We start from the raw sequence: 20,417 nt of genomic DNA, 5'->3' as shown, positions 1-20,417 counted from the left end.
AATGAAAATTACGTTTCAAGATCTATACACCGTTGAACAGCCTGCTGAATGGATGAAACAATCCATTCAGGGGTTCAATCTGGATAGTCGCAAAGTCAGCACAGGGCAAATTTTTATTGCCCTGACTTCATTTTCACAACCTGAAAAAACGGCTCAATTTGCGCAAGCGGCATTAGACTGCGGTGCTATGGCTGTGGTGTCGGAAATGGATTTGGGCGTTAGTCCAAGTATTGTGATTGAAGATGTACGTCATTTGATGGGGCAATGGCAAAAGCAGTATTTGCAAACCACGCAACCTGTACAAGCAGCACGTATTTTGGCTGTAACAGGGACCAATGGTAAAACAACCATTTCACGTTTAATTGCAGAATTGTTAATGCTGCAAGGCAAAAAATGTGCAGTGATGGGCACGACAGGGAATGGTATTTTACCAAATCTTGAAGCATCGTCACACACGACATTAGATGCTTTACATATGCAAAATGCCTTGCATACTTATGCACTTGAAGGCGCTGAATTTGCTGCAATTGAAGCCAGTTCTCACGGTTTAGAGCAAGGCCGTTTAAATGGTTGTGCAATTGAGATTGCCGCTTATAGCAATTTAAGCCGTGACCATTTGGATTATCATAAAACGCTTGAAGCCTACGCCGAAGCTAAGTCGCGTCTATTCAAATTTGCATCGTTAAAAGTGGCGATTATCAATATTGATGATGAACACGCCAATGTGATGTTTGATGCTGCACGTCAAAATCCCGCTCAACCTAAAATTTTAACTTATTCAACGCGTCAAGCAGCTGATTATCAAGTGACGGATATTCAATACAGTTTAAGTGGGGCACAATTCAAATTACGCACGGCTGATGGCGAGTTTGAAGTGAGTAGCCCATTACTTGGACACTTCAATATTGAAAATATTGTCGCGAGCTTAATTGCAGCTGAACAAGCCGGTTTTGATTTGGCGGCATTGATTGCGACAGCGCCCAAATTGAAAGGTGCGCCAGGTCGTATGCAAGTGATTCGTGATGACGCGCGTTTATTTGTGGTGGATTATGCACATACTCCGGATGCTTTGATTCAAGTTTTACAAACATTAAAACGTCATGTATCGCAGCAGCTTTGGGCTGTGTTCGGTTGTGGTGGTGACCGTGACCGCGGTAAGCGTCCTTTGATGACACAGGCGGCATTAAATCATGCTGATGTGGCGTTGATAACATCGGATAATCCACGTACGGAAAATCCTGAACAAATTTTTGCAGATATGAAGGCGGGTGTAGGTTTTACTGGAAAAACTGTCCATGAAATTCATGACCGCCGTGAAGCGATTAAATTCGCAGTAAACCAAGCGCAAGCGGGTGATATTGTGGTGATTGCTGGTAAAGGTCATGAAAACTATCAAGAAATTGAGGGTGTTCGTCATTGGTTTGATGATGTAGTTGAAGTGCAATCGGCGATTGATGCGCAGCACCACAACACTGACTCGGCTTATCCAGCGCAATAGGAAAGAGATATGCATACTTCTACCACCAGTACGGTTCCATTAGAACCATGGACAGCGGCGCAATTCGTTGAGGCGACACAAGGTCACTGGTATAACGATAAAGCACCTACGGGGCCGATCAAGCGTATTTTGACAGATTCACGTCATGCAGAGTCTGGCGATGCCTTTTTGGCTTTAAAGGGCGAACGTTTTGATGCGCATGATTTTGTCGCTCAAGTGGCAGCCAATGGTTGTGAAATTGCCATAGTGAGTCATCCTATCGATGCTGATATTTGTCAGTTGGTGGTGGCAGATACGCGTTTGGCCTTAGGTCATTTAGGCGCATACCGTCGTGAACAAAATTCTCAACTCAAAGTGATCGCATTAACAGGTAGTAGTGGTAAAACCACAACCAAAGAAATGCTTGGTAGTATCCTTTCTCGTATTGCTCCGACCTTAATTACTCGCGGTAACCTGAACAACGATTTAGGTGTACCAATGATGTTGCTTGAGCTACGTGCAGAACATCAATATGCAGTAATGGAACTCGGTGCAAGCCACAAAGGTGAAATTGATTACACCTCAAATCTGGTGCAGCCGCAGGTCGCAGGGATTCTGAATATTGGTACCGCACACATGGGTGAATTTGGCGGCCGTGATGGTATTTGCCATGCCAAATCTGAAATTTATGCACATATTACTCCGACAGGTACATCTATCGTACCTGCGGATGATGATTTTACCGACTCGATCCGTGAAGCAGTACAAACCGAAAACGTTATGAGTTTCGGTCAGGGTGGTGATGTTTACGCAACAGAAGTAACGCTGCAGGCGCAATCTTCAAGTTTTGTTTTAAACACACCACAAGGCTCACGTTCAGTTCAATTGCCATTTGCCGGTGAACATAATGTGCAAAATGCCACTGCCGCGACTGCATTTGCATTATCGATTGGTGTGAGTTTAGACGATATTGTGATTGGTCTAGAACATGCGACTGGTGCAAAAGGTCGTTTGAACTTTATTCCTCACAAAGAACATTTATTCATTGATGATACTTACAACGCCAATCCAACCTCAATGCGTGCTGCTGCAGAAGTACTAGCACAGCAAGCAGGCATCAAAGTGATGGTGATTGGGGATATTGGCGAATTAGGTGCATCAGCTGCACAGCAGCATTACATGTTGGGTCGTGACCTTGTTTCAGTGAAAGACATTAATTTTGTGGTGTCTGTGGGTGAGTTTTCTCCCGCTGTTCAAGAAGGTGCACGCAGTACCCAATATGGTAAAAAATTACAGGCCTTCTTGTCACAAGAACAGGCTTTACCGCTATTAATTAGCCTAGTCAAAACACATCAGCCTCAGTCCATGAGTTTCCTGTTTAAAGGTTCTCGTTATACCCACATGGAAACTTTGATGGCTGAATTGATGGAGAAACTTTAATGCTGTTATGGTTATTTGAGCAGCTTGCGGGTTATCACAGCTCGTTTCAGGTTGTTCGTTATTTAACGCTTCGTTCGCTACTCAGTGTCTTAACGGCATTGGCCATTGGTCTGCTGCTTGGACCGGTGATGATTCGCAAATTGCAAGCTCTCAAATATGGTCAAGCAGTCAGTTCATTTGCACCAGAAAACCATGCAAAAAAAATGGGTACGCCGACCATGGGTGGCGTACTAATCCTGCTATCCATTGGTATTTCAACTTTACTTTGGGCTGATTTGTCTAACCCATACGTATGGATTGTACTCGGGGTAATGGTAATCTTCGGTGCTGTAGGCTGGGCGGATGACTGGATTAAAATCCGTTATAAAGACAACGCAGGGCTACCCGCGAAGAAGAAATTCTTCTGGACTTCAGTGGCATCTTTAGGTGCAGGTATTGCTTTGTATGTCATTGCAACGCAACAAACGAATCCTGTGCATACTGCCAACATGTTGGATTTGTTGATTCCATTCTTTAAAGATATCAGCATTCCACTTTCAATCATTCCTTTGGGTATTGGCTTTATTGTCTTTACTTATTTAGTGATTAATGGTGCGTCTAATGCGGTCAACTTAACCGATGGTCTTGATGGTTTGGCGATTATGCCAATTGTCTTGGTTGCAGCAGGTTTAGGTGTCTTCGCATACCTTGCCGGTGATGTGCGTTTTGCCAATTATCTGCATATTCCGTATGTGAAATATTCATCTGAATTGGTGGTGATCTGTGCCGCAATGATTGGTGCTGGTTTGGCATTCCTATGGTTTAATGCGCATCCTGCTCAAGTGTTCATGGGTGATGTAGGTGCATTATCATTGGGTGCTATGCTTGGTACGATTGCGGTGATGGTTCGTCAAGAAATCGTGTTTGCAATTATGGGCGGTGTATTTGTAGTAGAAGCGATTTCAGTCTTTCTACAAATTGGTTCGCTACGCATGCGTAATAAACGCGTGTTCTTAATGGCACCATTACACCATCACTATGAGAAAAAAGGCTGGCGCGAGACGCAAGTGGTGATCCGTTTCTGGATTATCACAATTATGCTGGTAGTTTTAGGTCTAATGACTTTAAAATTACGTTAAGCAAATAAATAAACGAAACCGGCATTTGCTCCCACAGATGCCGGTTTTTTTATTTCAAAATGAATTGGAGTTAAAAATGAACCTGCTGATGTGTCCAGTATGCCATGAAGCATTAAAACTCACAGAACGAACATGGCGCTGTGAAAACAATCATAGCTACGATGTGGCAAAGCAAGGTTATGTGAACTTACATGTGGTGCAGCATAAGCACAGTAAAAATCCGGGGGATACGCCGGAGTCCGTTCAGGCGCGCCGCGCATTCTTAAGCGCAGGTCATTACGCACCATTGCAGCAAGCCGTAGTGAATATTATTCGTGATTTACGTATTGAAAATTTATTAGATATTGGCTGCGGTGAGGGGTATTACACCAATGCGATGCAGGCTGAAGTCTTACAATGTGTGGGTGTTGATATTGCTAAAAATGCAGTACAAGTTGCTGCTAAATTGAATAAAGACGTGACTTGGGTGGTGGGTACCGGAGCAACGTTACCGGTGCTCGATCAATCCATTGATTTGTGCACCAGTCTGTTTAGCCCCATTCCAAAAGATGAAATATTACGTGTGTTAAAGCCTGAAGGGCACTTGATGGTAGTAACACCTGCGCCAGAACACCTTTATGCAATGCGTGAAGCATTATTTGAAGAAGTGAAGCCTCATGAACCAAACAAATTTGTAGAGCAACTTACAGCAGCATTTGAATTGGTAAGTGAGCAAGTTGTAAAAGCTGAGATGGTTTTACCACAGCAAGATCTGAAAAATTTGATTGCCATGACACCTTATGCCTATAAAGTCAAAGCTGAACGCCGCGAAGCATTGGAGCAAAAAGACCAATTTGCTTTAACTGCACAGTATCAAATTTATCTATTTAAAAAGAAGTAAAAATAGGTATAAAAAAAGCCCTCAAACGAGGGCTTTTTTTATTTATTGCACTTGATCAATCAGGTGGTCAAGTGCATCTGCTTTATGTTCATTATTTTGCGGTTTAGTCGGTTGCATTTGTGGTGGAGCCGAATGCACGGGATTTAAATTGGTTTCCGCCGTGCTTGGTAAATCCTCAAAATCATTTTTAGTGGCTGGTGCTTTAGGTGCAACAGGCGCTGGGCGATATAAAGGTTGTGCCAGAGGCGGTGAAGATGCGCCATCACGCTCAGGTTGAGCTTGATCTACTTTAGCTGCATTACGATTGATCGGATTTTTGGCATGTGTATCAAGGTGTACCCAAGATTCAGGTGTGCCTTTTAACGATTTTGCCATGAAGTCAGACCAAATAGGGAGTGCTGCAACGCCACCATATTCACGGCGTCCAAGTGTTGAAGGTTGATCGAAGCCCACCCACGCAACGGTCACTAATTTCCCGTTAAAACCTGCGAACCATGCATCTTTGGCGTCATTGGTCGTACCTGTTTTACCGCCTAAGTCACCACGGCCAATTTTCAATGCTGCACGGCCTGTACCGTGTTGGATTACATCACGGAGAATGTTGGCCATATCAAATGCTGAGCTTGATTTTAAAATGCGTTGTGCTTGACGATAGTTAGCCGCATCAGGGTCAACAGTTTCAGGTTTAGCCTTTTCGAGATTGGTTACTTCAATGACCTCATCATCAGGTGTTGTTGGTTCAGCAGACTCAACCTCATCCTTTTGATTTATACATTTTATGCAGGCGTACTCTGGATTGGCTTGATAAATGACTTTGCCATAAGCATCTTCAATACGGCTGATGAAATGTGGTTGAACACGGTAACCACCGTTGGCAAAAGTGGCATAACCTGTTGCCATTTGGATGGGTAAAACTTGCGGTGTACCCAGTGCAATGGTGTAGTTACGCGGGATTTGATTTTCTTGTAAACCAAAGTCCATGAATAATTGGCGAGTACGTTCAATACCTACGGTTTGAAGTAAACGTACTGAAACCGTATTACGAGATAAATATAGCGCACGGCGCAGTGGAATCATTCCTAAATAGCGACCATCCGAGTTTTTCGGTGTCCATTTACCAATGGTGATTGGGCTGTCATTGACCATTGAGTAAGGGGTCATACCGCGTTCAAGTGCTAAAGCATAAACAAAAGGTTTGATGGTTGAACCGGGTTGGCGCCAGCCTTGTAATGCACGGTTAAATTTCGATTGATAAAAATTATAACCGCCGACAATCGCTTCAATACCACCGTTATTGGGGTTAATCGCAATTAATTGACCTTGAACTTTAGGAATCTGTACCAGTGACCATGAAGTTTTATTCGCATTTGGGCGTAAACGAATAATATCGTTAACTTTTACAATTTGTGAGGCGTTGCTCGGTCCATTGCCTACGCTATTTGCACTGCGATAGGGGCGAGCCCAAGACATACCCGACCAGAGAACGGTGATTGTACTGCCATCTTGCATTAAAGCATCAAAGCTAGTTTTATTTACTTTTGTGACTTGTGCAGGGTAGGTATTAGCATAGGCGATAAAATTTTTAAGTGGTTCATCATGTGCTTCAGCACCACGCCAACCATGGCGGCGATCATAATCTTCTAAACCATCTTGTACTGCTTGTTCCGCATAGGCCTGGCGTTGACTATTTATTGTGGTATAAACCTTATAGCCAGAATCAGTTGCTTGTTCACCAAACTTTTCCACTAATTCTGAGCGAACCATTTCACCTACATAGGGATATTTATTGCTGACACCACGATCAGGCATGTCTAAGTTAATAGGTTCAGCAATAGCTTTTTGATATTCCGCTTGGTTGATATACCCCAATTGCAACATACGACCTAAAATCCAGTTACGGCGCTCAAGTGCACGTTTTGGATTGGCTACAGGGTTGTATTTCGATGGTGCTTTAGGCAGCCCAGAAATCATCGCCATTTGCGCTAAACTGAGGTCTTTTAAGCTTTTGTTATAGTAAATTTTTGCTGCTGCTGCGATACCGTAGGCATTTTTACCGAGAAAAATTTTGTTGACATATAACGTTAAAATTTCTTCTTTACTGAGGTTTTGTTCTATTTTTCTTGCGAGGAAAACTTCGGTGAGTTTGCGTTTTAGTGTTCGGTCTGAGGTTAAGTAATAATTTTTGGCGACTTGCATGGTGATGGTTGAACCACCCGTTTGCACATCAGAGCCAGTAATACTTTCGCTCACTGCACGCCCCAGACCCTTAAAGCTAATACCACTATGCTCAAAGAAAGACGAATCTTCGGCAGCTAAAAAGCCTTGAATAAAATGAGTGGGGATTTGATCGTACTCGACCGGCACAGAAAGTTTGCCACCATATTCTGCAATCAGCTCATTATCAGCACTATAAACTTGTAGTGGCTTTAATAATGGTGCCTTTTTTAAAGTGGACATTTCAGGCAAAGACGGGGCAATATAGAGATACATGCCATAGAAACCCATTGGAATTGCGACCAAAATAATAATTACGGCCAAAAAAAATGGATGAACAAGGCCTGAACAAGATAGCTTTTTCATAACAAGTAAGTTTTAATAAGAGCTAATGGCAAACTAATTGGTGGTCAGTATATCCTTTCGATATACGGATTGTTAGATGAGTTATTGTATCTGTAGAAAATTATAGACCAATACTAATTAGTGGGTTACTTTTTTTGGGGATAAAAAAATAATAGGAATTATATTGTGCTCAGGTTATATCGTAAGCCAAATAAGGGGTTAATAGGAGTAGATATTAGTTCGACTTCTGTTAAAGTTTTGGAACTTTCTGTTAAAAGTGGACGGTATTGGGTTGAAAGCTATGCTTTGGTCCCTCTACCTGAAGGTAGTGTAGTTGAAAAAAACATCTTAAATCCGGAAGCTGTCGGTGACTGTTTAGAGCGTGCAATTAATTTAGCCAATACTCAGACTTCGAATGCGGCTTTGGCTGTGCCGACATCTATGGTGATTACAAAAGTCATCGAAATGGATGCCGACATGAACGATGATGAACGTGAAATTCAGATTCGTGATGATGCTGAACAATATATTCCTTTCCCACTGGATGAAGCGAGTCTCGATTTTGAGGTCTTGCCTGATCGTTTATCGAATCCAAATCGTGTCAATGTGTTGCTCGTTGCAACACGTATTGAAAACATTGAAGCGCGTGCTGAAGTATTACAGCTGGCAGGACTGACACCAAAAATTGGTGATGTAGAAAGTTTTGCCTTAGAAAATGCATTCAAAGTGTTCTCAGATACATTGCCAATGGGTGTAAATACGGTCGGTATTTTAGATATCGGTCACAGTATGACGACATTGTCAGTGATGCAAAATAATAAGGTCATTTATACCCGCGAACAGGTGTTTGGCGGTAAACAATTGACTCAAGAAATTCAAAATCGTTATGCACTTTCATTTGAAGAAGCTGGTCGTGCGAAGAAAACGCGCGCTTTACCAGATGATTATGATGTTGAAGTACTTGAACCCTTTCTAGAAGCCGTAGTGCAACAAGCGGCACGTTCATTACAGTTCTTCTTTTCATCATCTCAGTTTAACGAAATTGATCATATTTTATTGGCAGGGGGGAATGCCAATATTCCGGGGCTTGCGAAGTTACTACAACAAAAGTTGGGTTACCGCGTAACGATTGCCAATCCATTTTTACAAATGGGTTTTTCACCTCAAATTGACATTAAAAAAATTGAAAATGACGCTTCATCACTCATGGTGGCATGCGGTCTAGCATTGAGGAGTTTTGATTAATGGCAAAGATTAACTTGCTCCCTTGGCGTGATGGGCTAAGAGAGAAACGAAAAAAAGAATTTATTGCAATTTGCATTGGGGCGTTTTTAGTTGGGGCATTAGGGGTAGGTTCTACATGGCTTTACTATGATTATAAATTGCAAGATCAAGAACAAGCGAACCAACTGATTGTCAGTACCAATCAAAATCTTGATGTGCAATTAAAGTCGTTAGAAGGCTTACAAGATCAACGTAATGCCATCATTGAACGCATGAAGTTGATTCAAGGCTTACAAGGGCAGCGTCCGATTGCTGTTCATTTAATTGACGAATTGGTCCGTGTGACACCAGCAAATATGTATATTACGAAGTTTGATCGCTCTGCTGATAAGTTTACGATTGAAGGGCGTGCAGAAAGTCCAAATACGGTGGCTGAATTACTGCGTAACTTAGAAGCGTCACCTTGGTATCGTAATGCATTTATGAGTTCGTTCTTGGTGGTAGAAGAGAAGAAAGATAAAGCGCCAAGTTCAATAGTTCCGCGCGTTGAAGAAAACTATGGAACATTCACAGTGACTGCTGATTTAGATCAAATTGCACAACCTGTTATTGCTGATCCTGCTGCAAATCCTGCCGCTACAACAGCAACTGACCAAGTTGCAACTGGTCAAGCTGTAGCAGCTCCTACGACGGAGGCCGCAAAATGAGTCGTGATGAATTTGAACAATTAAATCAAGATACTGTTGTTGTCCCTAAAAAGAAAATGACTTTTGAAAAGTTCATGCAGCAGTTTAATACCCTTGATCCAAACAATTATGGTAGCTGGCCTTTATCTGTAAAAATCACCTGTTGGATTTTTATTATTATTCTTGTTGGGATTTTGGGTTACTTCTTAGCAATTAAAAACAAGATTGAAGCGATTTCCAGTGCCAATGCACAAGAACAAAATTTGTTAAATGAGTTCCGTGAAAAAGATTCAAAATTGCGTAACTTACAACAGTATCAAATCCAATTGCAGGATATGGAAGCGCGTTTTAATCAGCAACTTGAACAATTGCCGAAGGAAACTGAAATTCCTGGTTTGGTTGAAGATATTAACTTAACTGGTGTGAATTCAGGTTTGAAATTTAAGCAAATTAAACTTGAGCCTGAAGTAAAACAAGAGTTCTTTATTGAGCAGCCAATTAGCATTGATGCAACCGGTGATTATCATGCCTTTGGTTCATTTGTCAGTGGTATTGCAGGTCTATCTCGTATTGTTACTTTGCATAATTTCACAATTACTGCGACTCAAAATAAAGAGAAAAATTCTGATATTCCAAAAGTTGATTATCAATTAAGCGCTAAGACTTATCGCTATGTTGGAAATACAGAATCTACAGCTGTGACCAGTGAAGCAGGAACGGATAATACTGATAAATCTTCTGGCAAAAATAGTAAAAAAAGTAAGGGGAGCAAGTAATGAATAAATCAAAAATTACATGTGCTTTTCTTGTTGGATTACTTTTAGCAGGATGTGAATCGCGTATTGATGTGGTCAATCAAGAAATGGCAAATATTCGCAATCAAGAGCCTTTACCGATTGAGCCTGCACCTGATTTTGTGCCTGTTGAAACCTTCAATTATGCTGCACATTCATTAAAGAGTCCTTTTTTACCAAGTTCTTTAGCAGCAGAGCTAAAAATTATGGCAGGCAAACGTGTTTATCCAAACTTAAACCGTCAGCCACAGCCTTTAGAAAGTTATGCGCTTGAAACCTTGAATATGAAGGGCAGTATGCGTAATCAATCCGGTCAAACACTGGCATTGATTCAAACACCAGATGGTGAAGTTGAGCGCATTCAACGTGGTAGTTATATGGGGCTCAATCATGGTCGTGTTGTGAATATCACACCAACACAAATTGATTTGATTGAGATTATTCCAGATGGCCGTGAAGGATATGTGGAGCGTCCTAGAAGTCTTATTTTAATTGGACCAGCACCTTAAGCTTAAAGGAATAAAAATGAAGAATAGTGTACAAGATTTTATTTTTGGGGATGGCAATACAATGAATCGTATGTTTCGTCAGTTTTCGATGGGTGCTGTGGCAATGGCGATTATGCAAGTGGCCAATGCACAGGTAAGTGTAACGAATATTGTGCCAATGCAAATTCCTGGGCAAGGCACTGAAATTCGTGTGATGTTTAATGGGTTACCACCGCAGCCTCAGGCGTATCAATTAGATCAGCCTTCACGTTTGGTCTTGGACTTTGATAAAGCACAACAAAATTTAAAGCAAAGTTCAATTCCTGTAGCAACAAATGAAGCTACTTCAGTTGATGTTACTTCAGACGCTCAGCGTGCTCGTTTAACAGTCAATTTAGCAAATGCCGGTGCATTTACGACACGTGTTGAAGGTAATACCTTTATCCTAAAAATTAATTCAGCACAGTTAGCAACTTTGTCTCAACCAGTAGTTCAGCGCCAACAGCAAGGTATTTCAAATATTGGATTCCAACGTGGATCGAATGGTGAAGGTCAAGTTGTTGTGGATTTATTGGGGGGTAACACACCTGTTGATGTGCAACAGCAAGGTAGCAAAATTGTGATTCGTACTTTAGGAAATAAAGTACCTGCACACTTAACGCGTCGTTTAAATGTAAATGATTTTGCAACACCAGTGGCTTCAGTAGATGCGCATAATGATGGTGGAAACGGTATCATCACGATTCAATCAACAGGCAGCTATGAATATATGGCATATCAGTCAGACAATAAATTGACTGTGAGTTTAAAACGTCCTGAAGATAAAAATCCTTTACGCCCTAAAGCAGCTAACCATTACACCGGTAAGAAAATTTCTTTAGATTTTCAAGATATTGAAGTGCGTCGAGTACTACAGTTGTTGGCAGATTTCACTGAAATCAATATGGTGGCTGCTGATACCGTACAAGGTAATATTACACTACGCTTAAAAGATGTGCCTTGGGATCAAGCATTGGATATTGTGCTTAAGACGAAGAATTTAGATAAACGTCGTAATGGTAATGTGATTTGGATTGCTCCTGTTACTGAGCTGATCAAAGCTGAAGAGGAAGAAGCAAAAGCTTTACGTCAAAGTGTTAAGTTATCTCCGTTACAAACTGAATACTTGACCCTCAGTTATGCAAAAGCGGCAGATATTGAAAAACTTATTACACAATCAAAAACTGCAAATACAAGTAATAATAGCTCATCTAATAGTAATAATGCTGATGATGACCGAGGAAACTTATTAAGTCCTCGCGGAACAATTTCTGCGGATACGCGTACAAATACGCTGATCATCAATGATACGGCTCAGAATATTGATCAAATTCGTAAAATGGTCGATTTGCTCGATGTATCTGTAAAGCAGGTGATGGTAGAAGCTCGAATTGTTAAAGCGTCTACGGACTTTACCAAAGAAATGGGGGTGAAATGGGGGATTTTATCTCAAGGTATTAATCAGAATGATCATTTGTTGGTAGGTGGTAGTGATACAACGCTTTGGGATCTTAAAACACCTGATGATGATGGTAAATATACCATTCAACGTCCAAGTAATTTAAATGTGGACCTTGGTGTAACGACAGCAGGAGCAAGCCGTATTGCCTTCGGCTTAATTAGTTTATCTGATTTTATGTTGGATCTTGAACTATCTGCGTTACAAGCAGATGGGTATGGGGAAGTAATATCCACCCCTAAAGTGCTAACTGCTGATAAGCAAACTGCAAAAGTTGCCTCTGGTCAAGAAGTACCATATACAACAACGACCAATTCTGGTGGGAGCTCTTCCACAGATACACAATTCAAAGAGGCTTTACTAAGTTTAGAGGTAACTCCTAGCATTACTCCTGATGGAAAAGTCCAAATGAAATTAAATATTGGTAAAAATTCTATAGCGGGAGCGGCTCCAAATGGAGAATTGATTTTAAATAAAAATGAAATTCAAACCGATGTTCTTGTTGAAAATGGCGAAACTGTGGTCTTAGGGGGGATTTTTGAGCAAGAAACACGAAATGGGCAAACGAAAGTTCCATTCTTGGGAGATATTCCATATTTAGGGCGTTTGTTCCGTAAAGACTTAAAGTCGGATAGTAAGAATGAGCTCCTGATTTTTGTTACACCTCGAATTGTTAATGACAGTGTTTCAAGAAATCATTAATATATTTTGAAATTAACAAAATGAATAGGTGACTCCTTGCCAAGCAAAGAGTTTGAAACCCTACCAAATATTTATTTGGTAGGGCCAATGGGGGCAGGAAAAACAACCGTAGGGCGACATTTAGCTGAATTGTTAGGTCGAGAATTTCTTGATAGTGATCATGAAATTGAGCGAAAAACAGGGGCAACCATTCCTTGGATATTTGAAAAGGAAGGGGAGTTAGGTTTTAGAAGTCGTGAGACGAATGTTATTGATGAGTTGACGGCAAGATCGCAGTTGGTTTTAGCAACAGGTGGTGGCGCCGTTACTCAGTCCCCAAACCGTGAATTTTTAAAACATCGCGGCATTGTAGTTTATCTTTATACTCCTGTTGAAATTCAGCTTCAACGAACGTATCGCGACAAAAATCGTCCTCTTCTGCAAGTTGAAAATCCAGAGCAAAAGCTCCGTGATTTACTCGCTGCACGTGATCCACTATATCGTGAAGTGGCGCATCATATTATTGAAACCAATCAAGGTGCTGCACGAGATCTCGCACAAAAAATACTTCATCTGATTGTTTCTTCAAATACACCCTAGTCAATAATGGTTAATGTCATGCAAACCCTACATGTTGAACTTGGCGATCGTCGCTATCCTATCTTTATTGGCAGTGAGTTAGATCCACAAGCACTGTTAGAGCCTTATATTCATGGCAAACAAGTCATGGTGGTTTCGAATACCACGGTTGCACCGCTGTATTTGCAGCATTATATAAATGCAATCGAGGCTTTAGGAAAAAAAGTTGCAACCTGTATTTTGCCTGATGGTGAAAAATATAAAGATATTCAACATCTCAATTTGATTTTTGATGCATTACTTGAAGCGGGCTTTAACCGTGATTGTACGGTGTTAGCTCTAGGTGGCGGTGTAATTGGGGATATGACCGGTTTTGCATCAGCTTGTTTCCAGCGTGGTGTCTATTTTATTCAGGTACCAACCACATTATTGTCGCAAGTTGATTCAAGTGTCGGTGGTAAGACAGGGATTAACCATCCACTGGGTAAAAATATGATTGGTGCCTTTCAGCAGCCACAAGTGGTGTTGGCAGATATGGCACAATTAAAAACTTTACCGCCCCGTGAGCTTTCTGCTGGATTGGCCGAAGTTATTAAATATGCGTTATTAGGGGATGTTGAGTTTTTGACTTGGCTTGAAATGCATATGGAAGCGTTGGTTGCTGGGGATGCTACATTGTTGGCAGAAGCGGTATATCGCTCTTGTGCACATAAAGCGCGGATTGTGGCGAATGATGAAAAAGAACAAGGTGAGCGTGCATTACTAAATCTTGGTCATACTTTTGGTCATGCGATCGAATCATATTTAGGCTATGGTGAATGGCTACATGGTGAAGCCGTTGCGACAGGTATGGTTATGGCTGCAGATTTATCTCATCGTATGGGATGGATTTCGACAGAAGATTTAGAACGTACAAAAAAAATCATTTTACGTGCGCAATTACCAATCGTATGCCCTAAAATTCCGCTTGAGGAATTCCTTGCGTATATGTCCCATGATAAGAAAGTGTTAAATGGACAATTACGACTGGTTCTTATGAAATCATTAGGTCAGGCCATTATTACGAAAGAGTTTGATGTGGAACTGATGAAACAAGCAATTTTGGCCAATCAGGCATAAGTAGGTACAACATGGCAGCACGTCAGTTACAGTGGCAAAAAATACATCACTATATTTGGTTGGTGGCTGGTACTGTATGTCTGTTTGCTGCCTTGGTGTTTTGGGCGATTACCGATACCAAAGAATTGGTAGAGGTTGGAAAAGTTGCAGAAACTGAAGTTGAATTACAGATTCAACCTGAAAAAGTTGCTGCAATGTCCCATCTTGGTGCATTAAATGAAGAAGTTCGTCCACTAGATATGACCACACGTGTTGTTGCTACAGCACAACATGAACCTGAATTTCGTGGGACAAAATTTATTAGTGATACTTCAAAACAGTATGCGATAGAATTATTTCGTGTTTCTAATGAAGATATTTTAAAAAGCTTTCTACGCAAACAAGTTGAACGACATAAATTTGTATATTTACGTCTTTCAGGTGAAGACCATCCTGAACAATATGTAATTCTACTTGGCCCATATTCATCACAAAATGATGCGAAAAGTAATTTAGCTGAACTAAATATTGCCTTACCAGCATCTGTAAAGCCTGCTGTTGTTGAGTTGAAGCAGTATCAACCTTATGTCAATGATTTGGGGTCGGATGAAACATCGTCAAACCAAAAGCTATATGCTGTTAAGTTAAAGCCAGCAGCATTACCTAAGATTGATGAAGCGCAATTGGCTGCTCGTAAAGCTTTGGCCGCTGTATCAAATGCGATCTCGCCTCAAGCTAATGCGACCACAAGTACGACCGTAACGCGACGTGATGCTTCAGGTAATGTGGTGGATGTGCAAAAATCTCAGAGTTCTGTAGAGACACCGCGAGCAAAACCAGCACCTGCTGAACAAGAAGTCACAGATCCGTTTAACTAAATCCTTGTCTATTAATATTTGAGTTCTAAAATGGCGCAATGGAATGCGCTAAAGAGATGAAATGCACGATTAGAGTGCAATAAAATCTGAAAAGATAGCTAAAAATAATCTATACATATTAAAAATGCTTGTGAATAGGCGGCTTATAAAAAAATGCATCAAGTTGGCATATTAATTGCTTAATTGGTGCGTAAATTGAACTTTTCTCCCTATTTTGGCGCGAAAATGATTCGATAAAAGTGCGAAGTCATTAATCCAGTCCGAATTCCTGATCTGAACTGCAAAAGCTGAAAATTTGACTTTTATCCATGCATTAAAGATGAAATCAGTTTATCTTAAGGGTGTGAATAAGAAATAATTTTGCTCAACAGAACAATTCATGTGAGTAAGTTAAGACGAATCGCAACAAGAAATTAAGTTTGTTCAGTGCTCGAAAGAGCTGTAAAGAAAAGAAGGGTACGCTATGCACATGCCATCGCCTAATACTGTAGCTCCCGCTCAAGGTTTATACCAACCGGATGAGTTTAAAGATAACTGTGGTTTCGGTTTAATCGCCCATATGCAGGGTGACGCAAGCCATGACCTCGTCAAAACCGCAATGCATAGTTTAAGTTGTATGACCCACCGTGGTGGTATTGCCGCAGATGGCAAAACTGGTGACGGCTGTGGCTTGCTACTGGCTATGCCTAAAGAATTCTTCCGTGAAGAAGCAAAAAAGTTAAGTGACATTACACTGAGCGAAATTTTTGCTGTGGGTACGGTTTTCTTAAACCTTGATCCTGCAATTGCTGCACATGCAAAGCAAGTCTTAACCAAAGAAATTGAAGAAGAAGGCTGTGTTGTATTGGCTTGGCGTGTGGTGCCAACCAATAATGACGCACTGGGTTCGATTGCAATGCAATCTTTACCTGCCTTTGAGCAAATTATTGTGAACTGCCCGATGGGCGTAACCGAAGTTGAGTTCAACCGTAAATTGGTTATGGCACGTCGTCGTGCAGAACAAAAACTGGTAGGTGATTCATCATTTTATGTAACGACTTTATGCTCAACTGTGATTAGCTATAAAGGTTTAATGATGCCAGCAGCAATTGCTGATTTCTATACCGATCTAGCTGATGAGCGTTTAAAGTCTCACATTGTTGTATTTCATCAACGTTTCTCGACCAACACTTTACCACGTTGGCCTTTGGCACAGCCGTTCCGTTACTTAGCACATAATGGTGAGATCAATACAATTACTGCCAACCGTAACTGGGCAATGGCGCGTACACCTAAATTTGAAACACCATTTCTACCAGGCTTAACTGAACTCAATCCTATCGTTAACCGTACAGGTTCAGACTCTTCAAGCCTTGATAATATGCTTGAAGTGCTTGTAGGTGGTGGTATGGACTTGTTCCGTGCGCTACGTATGTTGGTTCCACCAGCGTGGCAAAACGTTGAAACTTTAGATGCTGACTTACGTGCATTCTATGAATTCAACTCGAAACACATGGAAGCTTGGGATGGACCAGCAGGTTTGGTAATTCAAGACGGTCGTCATGCCATCTGTATGCTTGACCGTAATGGTTTACGTCCAGCACGTTGGGTGATTACTAAAAATGGCTACATTACTTTGGCATCTGAAATTGGTGTTTGGGGTTATGAGCCGGAAGATGTTGTTTCTAAAGGTCGTGTTGGTCCTGGTCAAATCTTAGTGATTGATACCTTTACCGGTAAAATGCTAGATACCAATGATATTAGTAACCACTTGAAACGTATGCGTCCATATCGTGAATGGTTACGTGAAAATTCAGTACGTGTTCAAGGTAGTCCTGAGCTTGAAGAATATTTATGTGATCAAGGCTTAAAAGGTGATGACCTAAAAGCTTCACAAAAAATGTTCATGGTGACATTTGAAGAACGTGATCAATTGTTACGTCCAATTGCTGAAAGTGGTCAAGAAGCCGTGGGTTCAATGGGTGATGATACGCCGATGGCGGTATTATCGCGTCAAGTGCGCCATGTATCAGACTTCTTCCGTCAACAGTTTGCGCAGGTAACTAACCCACCAATCGATCCGCTACGTGAATCGATTGTAATGTCTTTAGAGACTTGTTTGGGCCGTGAACAAAACGTGTTTGAACAAGGTCCAGAGCATGCAGATCGTTTGATCATTTCAAGCCCTGTACTTTCAAATTCGAAAATGCATCAAATCCGTACCCTTGGTCGTAAAGGATATGAAATTGCAGATATTGATTTGAACTATGCAGAAAATGAAGGCTTAGAAGCTGCGATTACACGTATCTGTGAAGAGTCTGCTCAAGCGATTCGTGATGGCAAAACGCTATTAGTATTGTCAGATAAGAAAATTCGTCAAGGTTTCTTACCTGCGAATGCCCTAATGGCAACGGGTGCAGTGCATCACTATTTAATCAATGCGGGTCTTCGTACTGATGCCAACATTATTGTTGAAACTGGTTTAGCACGTGATGCGCATCAATTTGCAGTAATTCTTGGTTTTGGCGCGACTGCGATCTATCCATACCTTGCGTATGACGTGATCAATGACTTGATTGCAAAAGGTGAGCTATTGGGCGACCCAATCCATGCTCAAGCGAACTTCCGTAAAGGGATTGAGAAAGGTCTGTTAAAAGTACTTTCTAAAATGGGTATTTCAACCGTTGCGTCATACCGTGGCGGTCAGCTATTCGAAGCTGTTGGTCTATCGGATGAAGTGGTTGCGAAATGCTTCACAGGTGTGCCAAGTCGTATTCAAGGCGCAACTTTTGCTGACCTTGAAAATGACTTGAAAAAATTGGCAGATTTGGCGTGGAAATCACGTAAACCAATTGATCAAGGCGGTATGCTGAAATTCGTGTTCGGTAAGGAATACCATGCATTTAACCCAGACGTGATTAATGCGCTGCATAAATCGGTGCGTTCTGGCAACTATGCAGACTTTAAAGAATATGCAGAGCTTGTCAATAATCGTCCAATCGCAACGATTCGTGACTTATTTAAGCTTAAAACTGACAATTCAATTGCGCTAGATCAAGTTGAATCGGTTGAAGAAATTCTGCCACGCTTTGACTCAGCTGGTATGTCTTTGGGTGCACTTTCACCTGAAGCACATGAAGCGATTGCGATTGCGATGAACACAATTGGTGGTCGTTCGAACTCTGGTGAGGGCGGTGAAGACCCAGCGCGTTACGGTACGATTCGTAACTCGAAAATCAAACAAATTGCATCAGGCCGTTTTGGTGTTACTCCTGCATATCTTACATCTGCAGAAGTCCTTCAAATTAAAGTGGCTCAAGGTGCAAAACCAGGTGAAGGTGGTCAGTTGCCGGGCGGTAAAGTGAATGGCTTGATTGCGCGTTTACGTTACTCTGTGCCAGGTGTGACTTTAATTTCTCCACCTCCGCATCACGACATCTACTCAATTGAAGATTTATCACAGTTAATCTTTGATTTAAAACAGGTTAACCCACAGGCGATGGTGTCAGTTAAGCTGGTTTCTGAGCCCGGTGTTGGTACGATTGCGGCAGGTGTGGCAAAAGCATACGCAGACTTCATTACCATTTCTGGTTATGACGGTGGTACAGCGGCTTCTCCACTTTCTTCAATTCACCATGCAGGTTCGCCATGGGAGTTAGGGTTGAGTGAGGCACATCAAGCGCTTCGTGTGAATGACTTGCGCGGTAAAGTACGTGTACAAACTGATGGTGGCTTAAAAACAGGTCTAGATGTTGTAAAAGCAGCAATCTTGGGTGCGGAAAGCTTCGGTTTCGGTTCTACACCAATGATTGCCTTGGGTTGTAAATACCTGCGTATTTGCCACTTGAACAACTGTGCGACCGGTGTTGCTACACAGCAAGATCACTTGCGTCAGGAACACTATATCGGTGAGCCTGAAATGCTGATCAACTTCTTCCACTTTATTGCGGAAGAAACACGTGAATGGCTGGCAGCGCTTGGTGTAGCAAGCTTGAAAGACTTGATTGGCCGTACAGATTTGTTGGAAATGCTTCCGGGTGAAACAGAGAAACATGCGCATCTTGACCTGAGTGCATTACTTGAATCTCACCCAGCAGCTAATGGCAAAGCACAGTACTGCGAAGTACAAGGCAATGCACCATTCGATAAAGGTTTATTGGCTGAGAAAATGGTAGCTGAAATGCTACCAGCAATTGAAGCAGGTACAGGTGGTGAATATAGCTTCACAATTGGTAACTGTGACCGTTCAATTGGTGCGCGTATTTCTGGTGAGATTGCAAAACGTTATGGCAACCTGAGCATGGAAGCACATCCAGTTAAGGTGAATCTGAATGGTACAGCTGGTCAGTCTTTAGGTGTATGGAACGCAGGTGGTCTGCATATTAGCCTTGAAGGTGATGCGAATGACTACGTCGGTAAAGGCATGGCAGGTGGTCGTATCTCGATCTTCCCACCAAAAGGTTCACCATTCCAAACGCAAAACACTGCAATTATTGGTAATACCTGTTTATATGGTGCAACGGGCGGTAAATTGTTTGCTGCAGGTACTGCAGGTGAGCGCTTCGCAGTTCGTAACTCAGGTGCCTTCGCTGTAATTGAAGGTGCAGGCGACCACTGCTGTGAATACATGACAGGCGGTATTGTGACTGTATTGGGCAAAGTGGGTCATAACTTTGGTGCAGGTATGACTGGTGGTTTTGCTTATGTACTCGACTTAGATAATGACTTCGTTGACCACTACAACCACGAACTCATTGAATTGAACCGTATCTCAACTGAATCGATGGAAGAACATAAAGAGTTCTTGTGCCGTATTTTAGATGAGCATATTAAAGAAACCGGTAGTGCTTGGGCGTATAAGATCCGCCATGAGTTTGATTTCTACGGCCGCAAATTCTGGCTTGTGAAACCAAAAGCTGCTAATTTGCAGACTTTGTTGAAAACAACTCAAGCTGATCCACAATAATTCCACTACTGCAGATTTGATAGGCAGGTGTAGCGGATAAATAAACCGACTACACCTACCCACGGAGAGAGA

General features: G+C 41.7%; 14 protein-coding genes. 13 read left to right on the top strand and 1 reads right to left on the bottom strand.

All coding sequences use genetic code 11. From position 1 onward, the window contains the following. Window position 1: 1 nt before the first annotated feature. From A9J31_RS05860 to A9J31_RS05845, 4 genes are all read left to right on the top strand, one after another. Window positions 2-1,498, top strand: a complete 1,497-nt coding sequence (locus tag A9J31_RS05860) for a UDP-N-acetylmuramoyl-L-alanyl-D-glutamate--2,6-diaminopimelate ligase (RefSeq protein WP_067763012.1) — start codon at window positions 2-4, stop codon at window positions 1,496-1,498. Between the two features lie 9 nt (window positions 1,499-1,507). Beyond that, a complete protein-coding gene (locus tag A9J31_RS05855; RefSeq protein ID WP_067763011.1) occupies window positions 1,508-2,917 on the top strand; it encodes a UDP-N-acetylmuramoyl-tripeptide--D-alanyl-D-alanine ligase in 1,410 nt (469 codons plus the stop codon). Next, on the top strand, window positions 2,917-4,035 hold the full coding sequence (gene mraY, locus A9J31_RS05850) for a phospho-N-acetylmuramoyl-pentapeptide-transferase (protein ID WP_067763009.1): 1,119 nt from the start codon (window positions 2,917-2,919) through the stop codon (window positions 4,033-4,035). Before A9J31_RS05855 ends, mraY begins: the two co-directional genes overlap by 1 nt. A 76-nt stretch (window positions 4,036-4,111) precedes the next feature. After that, entirely contained in the window at window positions 4,112-4,915 is an 804-nt protein-coding gene (locus A9J31_RS05845; protein ID WP_067763252.1) for a putative RNA methyltransferase, read from the top strand. A 42-nt stretch (window positions 4,916-4,957) separates the two neighbouring features. On the opposite strand, the gene ponA is transcribed toward A9J31_RS05845, so the two are convergent. Beyond that, window positions 4,958-7,495 carry a penicillin-binding protein PBP1a gene (gene ponA, locus A9J31_RS05840; RefSeq protein WP_067763008.1) on the bottom strand — a complete coding sequence of 846 codons (2,538 nt, stop codon included), beginning with the start codon at window positions 7,493-7,495 and terminating at the stop codon, window positions 4,958-4,960. Window positions 7,496-7,660: 165 nt separating this feature from the next. Between ponA and A9J31_RS05835 the strand changes: the two genes are divergently transcribed. From A9J31_RS05835 to gltB, 9 genes are all read left to right on the top strand, one after another. Continuing rightward, complete coding sequence (locus tag A9J31_RS05835) at window positions 7,661-8,719, top strand: pilus assembly protein PilM (RefSeq protein WP_067763007.1); 1,059 nt, start codon at window positions 7,661-7,663, stop codon at window positions 8,717-8,719. Next, window positions 8,719-9,405 carry a PilN domain-containing protein gene (locus A9J31_RS05830; protein WP_067763006.1) on the top strand — a complete coding sequence of 229 codons (687 nt, stop codon included), beginning with the start codon at window positions 8,719-8,721 and terminating at the stop codon, window positions 9,403-9,405. Before A9J31_RS05835 ends, A9J31_RS05830 begins: the two co-directional genes overlap by 1 nt. Continuing rightward, window positions 9,402-10,160: a type IV pilus inner membrane component PilO gene (locus A9J31_RS05825; protein ID WP_067763005.1), complete on the top strand. Its 759-nt coding sequence runs from the start codon at window positions 9,402-9,404 to the stop codon at window positions 10,158-10,160. The genes A9J31_RS05830 and A9J31_RS05825 overlap by 4 nt, the downstream gene beginning before the upstream one ends. Further along, a complete protein-coding gene (locus tag A9J31_RS05820; protein ID WP_067763004.1) occupies window positions 10,160-10,687 on the top strand; it encodes a pilus assembly protein PilP in 528 nt (175 codons plus the stop codon). The genes A9J31_RS05825 and A9J31_RS05820 overlap by 1 nt, the downstream gene beginning before the upstream one ends. A gap of 61 nt (window positions 10,688-10,748) precedes the next feature. Beyond that, the gene (locus tag A9J31_RS05815) at window positions 10,749-12,866 is read left to right on the top strand and encodes a type IV pilus secretin PilQ (protein ID WP_167348719.1); all 2,118 of its coding nucleotides are present in this window, start codon (window positions 10,749-10,751) and stop codon (window positions 12,864-12,866) included. Between the two features lie 36 nt (window positions 12,867-12,902). After that, the gene (gene aroK / locus A9J31_RS15825) at window positions 12,903-13,445 is read left to right on the top strand and encodes a shikimate kinase AroK (RefSeq protein WP_067763002.1); all 543 of its coding nucleotides are present in this window, start codon (window positions 12,903-12,905) and stop codon (window positions 13,443-13,445) included. Window positions 13,446-13,463: 18 nt separating this feature from the next. Next, a complete protein-coding gene (gene aroB, locus A9J31_RS05805; RefSeq protein ID WP_067763001.1) occupies window positions 13,464-14,543 on the top strand; it encodes a 3-dehydroquinate synthase in 1,080 nt (359 codons plus the stop codon). An 11-nt stretch (window positions 14,544-14,554) separates the two neighbouring features. Beyond that, a complete protein-coding gene (locus A9J31_RS05800) occupies window positions 14,555-15,400 on the top strand; it encodes a hypothetical protein (RefSeq protein ID WP_067763000.1) in 846 nt (281 codons plus the stop codon). A 469-nt stretch (window positions 15,401-15,869) separates the two neighbouring features. Then, window positions 15,870-20,345, top strand: a complete 4,476-nt coding sequence (gltB, locus tag A9J31_RS05795; protein WP_150922956.1) for a glutamate synthase large subunit — start codon at window positions 15,870-15,872, stop codon at window positions 20,343-20,345. The last annotated feature ends 72 nt before the right edge of the window (window positions 20,346-20,417 follow it).

This window comes from Acinetobacter gandensis (genome assembly GCF_001678755.1).
Taxonomy (GTDB): Bacteria; Pseudomonadota; Gammaproteobacteria; order Pseudomonadales; family Moraxellaceae; genus Acinetobacter; species Acinetobacter gandensis.
Note: the sequence above shows the minus strand (reverse complement) of the source record. Positions and strands in the feature narration are given on the sequence as shown.

Excerpts from the sequence above, each read along its gene's own strand:
- A9J31_RS05860 (WP_067763012.1), top strand. The coding sequence starts at position 2 with ATGAAAATTACGTTTCAAGATCTATACACCGTTGAACAGCCTGCTGAA.
- A9J31_RS05855 (WP_067763011.1), top strand. The coding sequence starts at position 1,508 with ATGCATACTTCTACCACCAGTACGGTTCCATTAGAACCATGGACAGCG.
- mraY (WP_067763009.1), top strand. The coding sequence starts at position 2,917 with ATGCTGTTATGGTTATTTGAGCAGCTTGCGGGTTATCACAGCTCGTTT.
- A9J31_RS05845 (WP_067763252.1), top strand. The coding sequence starts at position 4,112 with ATGAACCTGCTGATGTGTCCAGTATGCCATGAAGCATTAAAACTCACA.
- ponA (WP_067763008.1), bottom strand. The coding sequence starts at position 7,495 with ATGAAAAAGCTATCTTGTTCAGGCCTTGTTCATCCATTTTTTTTGGCC.
- A9J31_RS05830 (WP_067763006.1), top strand. The coding sequence starts at position 8,719 with ATGGCAAAGATTAACTTGCTCCCTTGGCGTGATGGGCTAAGAGAGAAA.
- A9J31_RS05825 (WP_067763005.1), top strand. The coding sequence starts at position 9,402 with ATGAGTCGTGATGAATTTGAACAATTAAATCAAGATACTGTTGTTGTC.
- A9J31_RS05820 (WP_067763004.1), top strand. The coding sequence starts at position 10,160 with ATGAATAAATCAAAAATTACATGTGCTTTTCTTGTTGGATTACTTTTA.
- A9J31_RS05815 (WP_167348719.1), top strand. The coding sequence starts at position 10,749 with ATGAATCGTATGTTTCGTCAGTTTTCGATGGGTGCTGTGGCAATGGCG.
- aroB (WP_067763001.1), top strand. The coding sequence starts at position 13,464 with ATGCAAACCCTACATGTTGAACTTGGCGATCGTCGCTATCCTATCTTT.
- A9J31_RS05800 (WP_067763000.1), top strand. The coding sequence starts at position 14,555 with ATGGCAGCACGTCAGTTACAGTGGCAAAAAATACATCACTATATTTGG.
- gltB (WP_150922956.1), top strand. The coding sequence starts at position 15,870 with ATGCCATCGCCTAATACTGTAGCTCCCGCTCAAGGTTTATACCAACCG.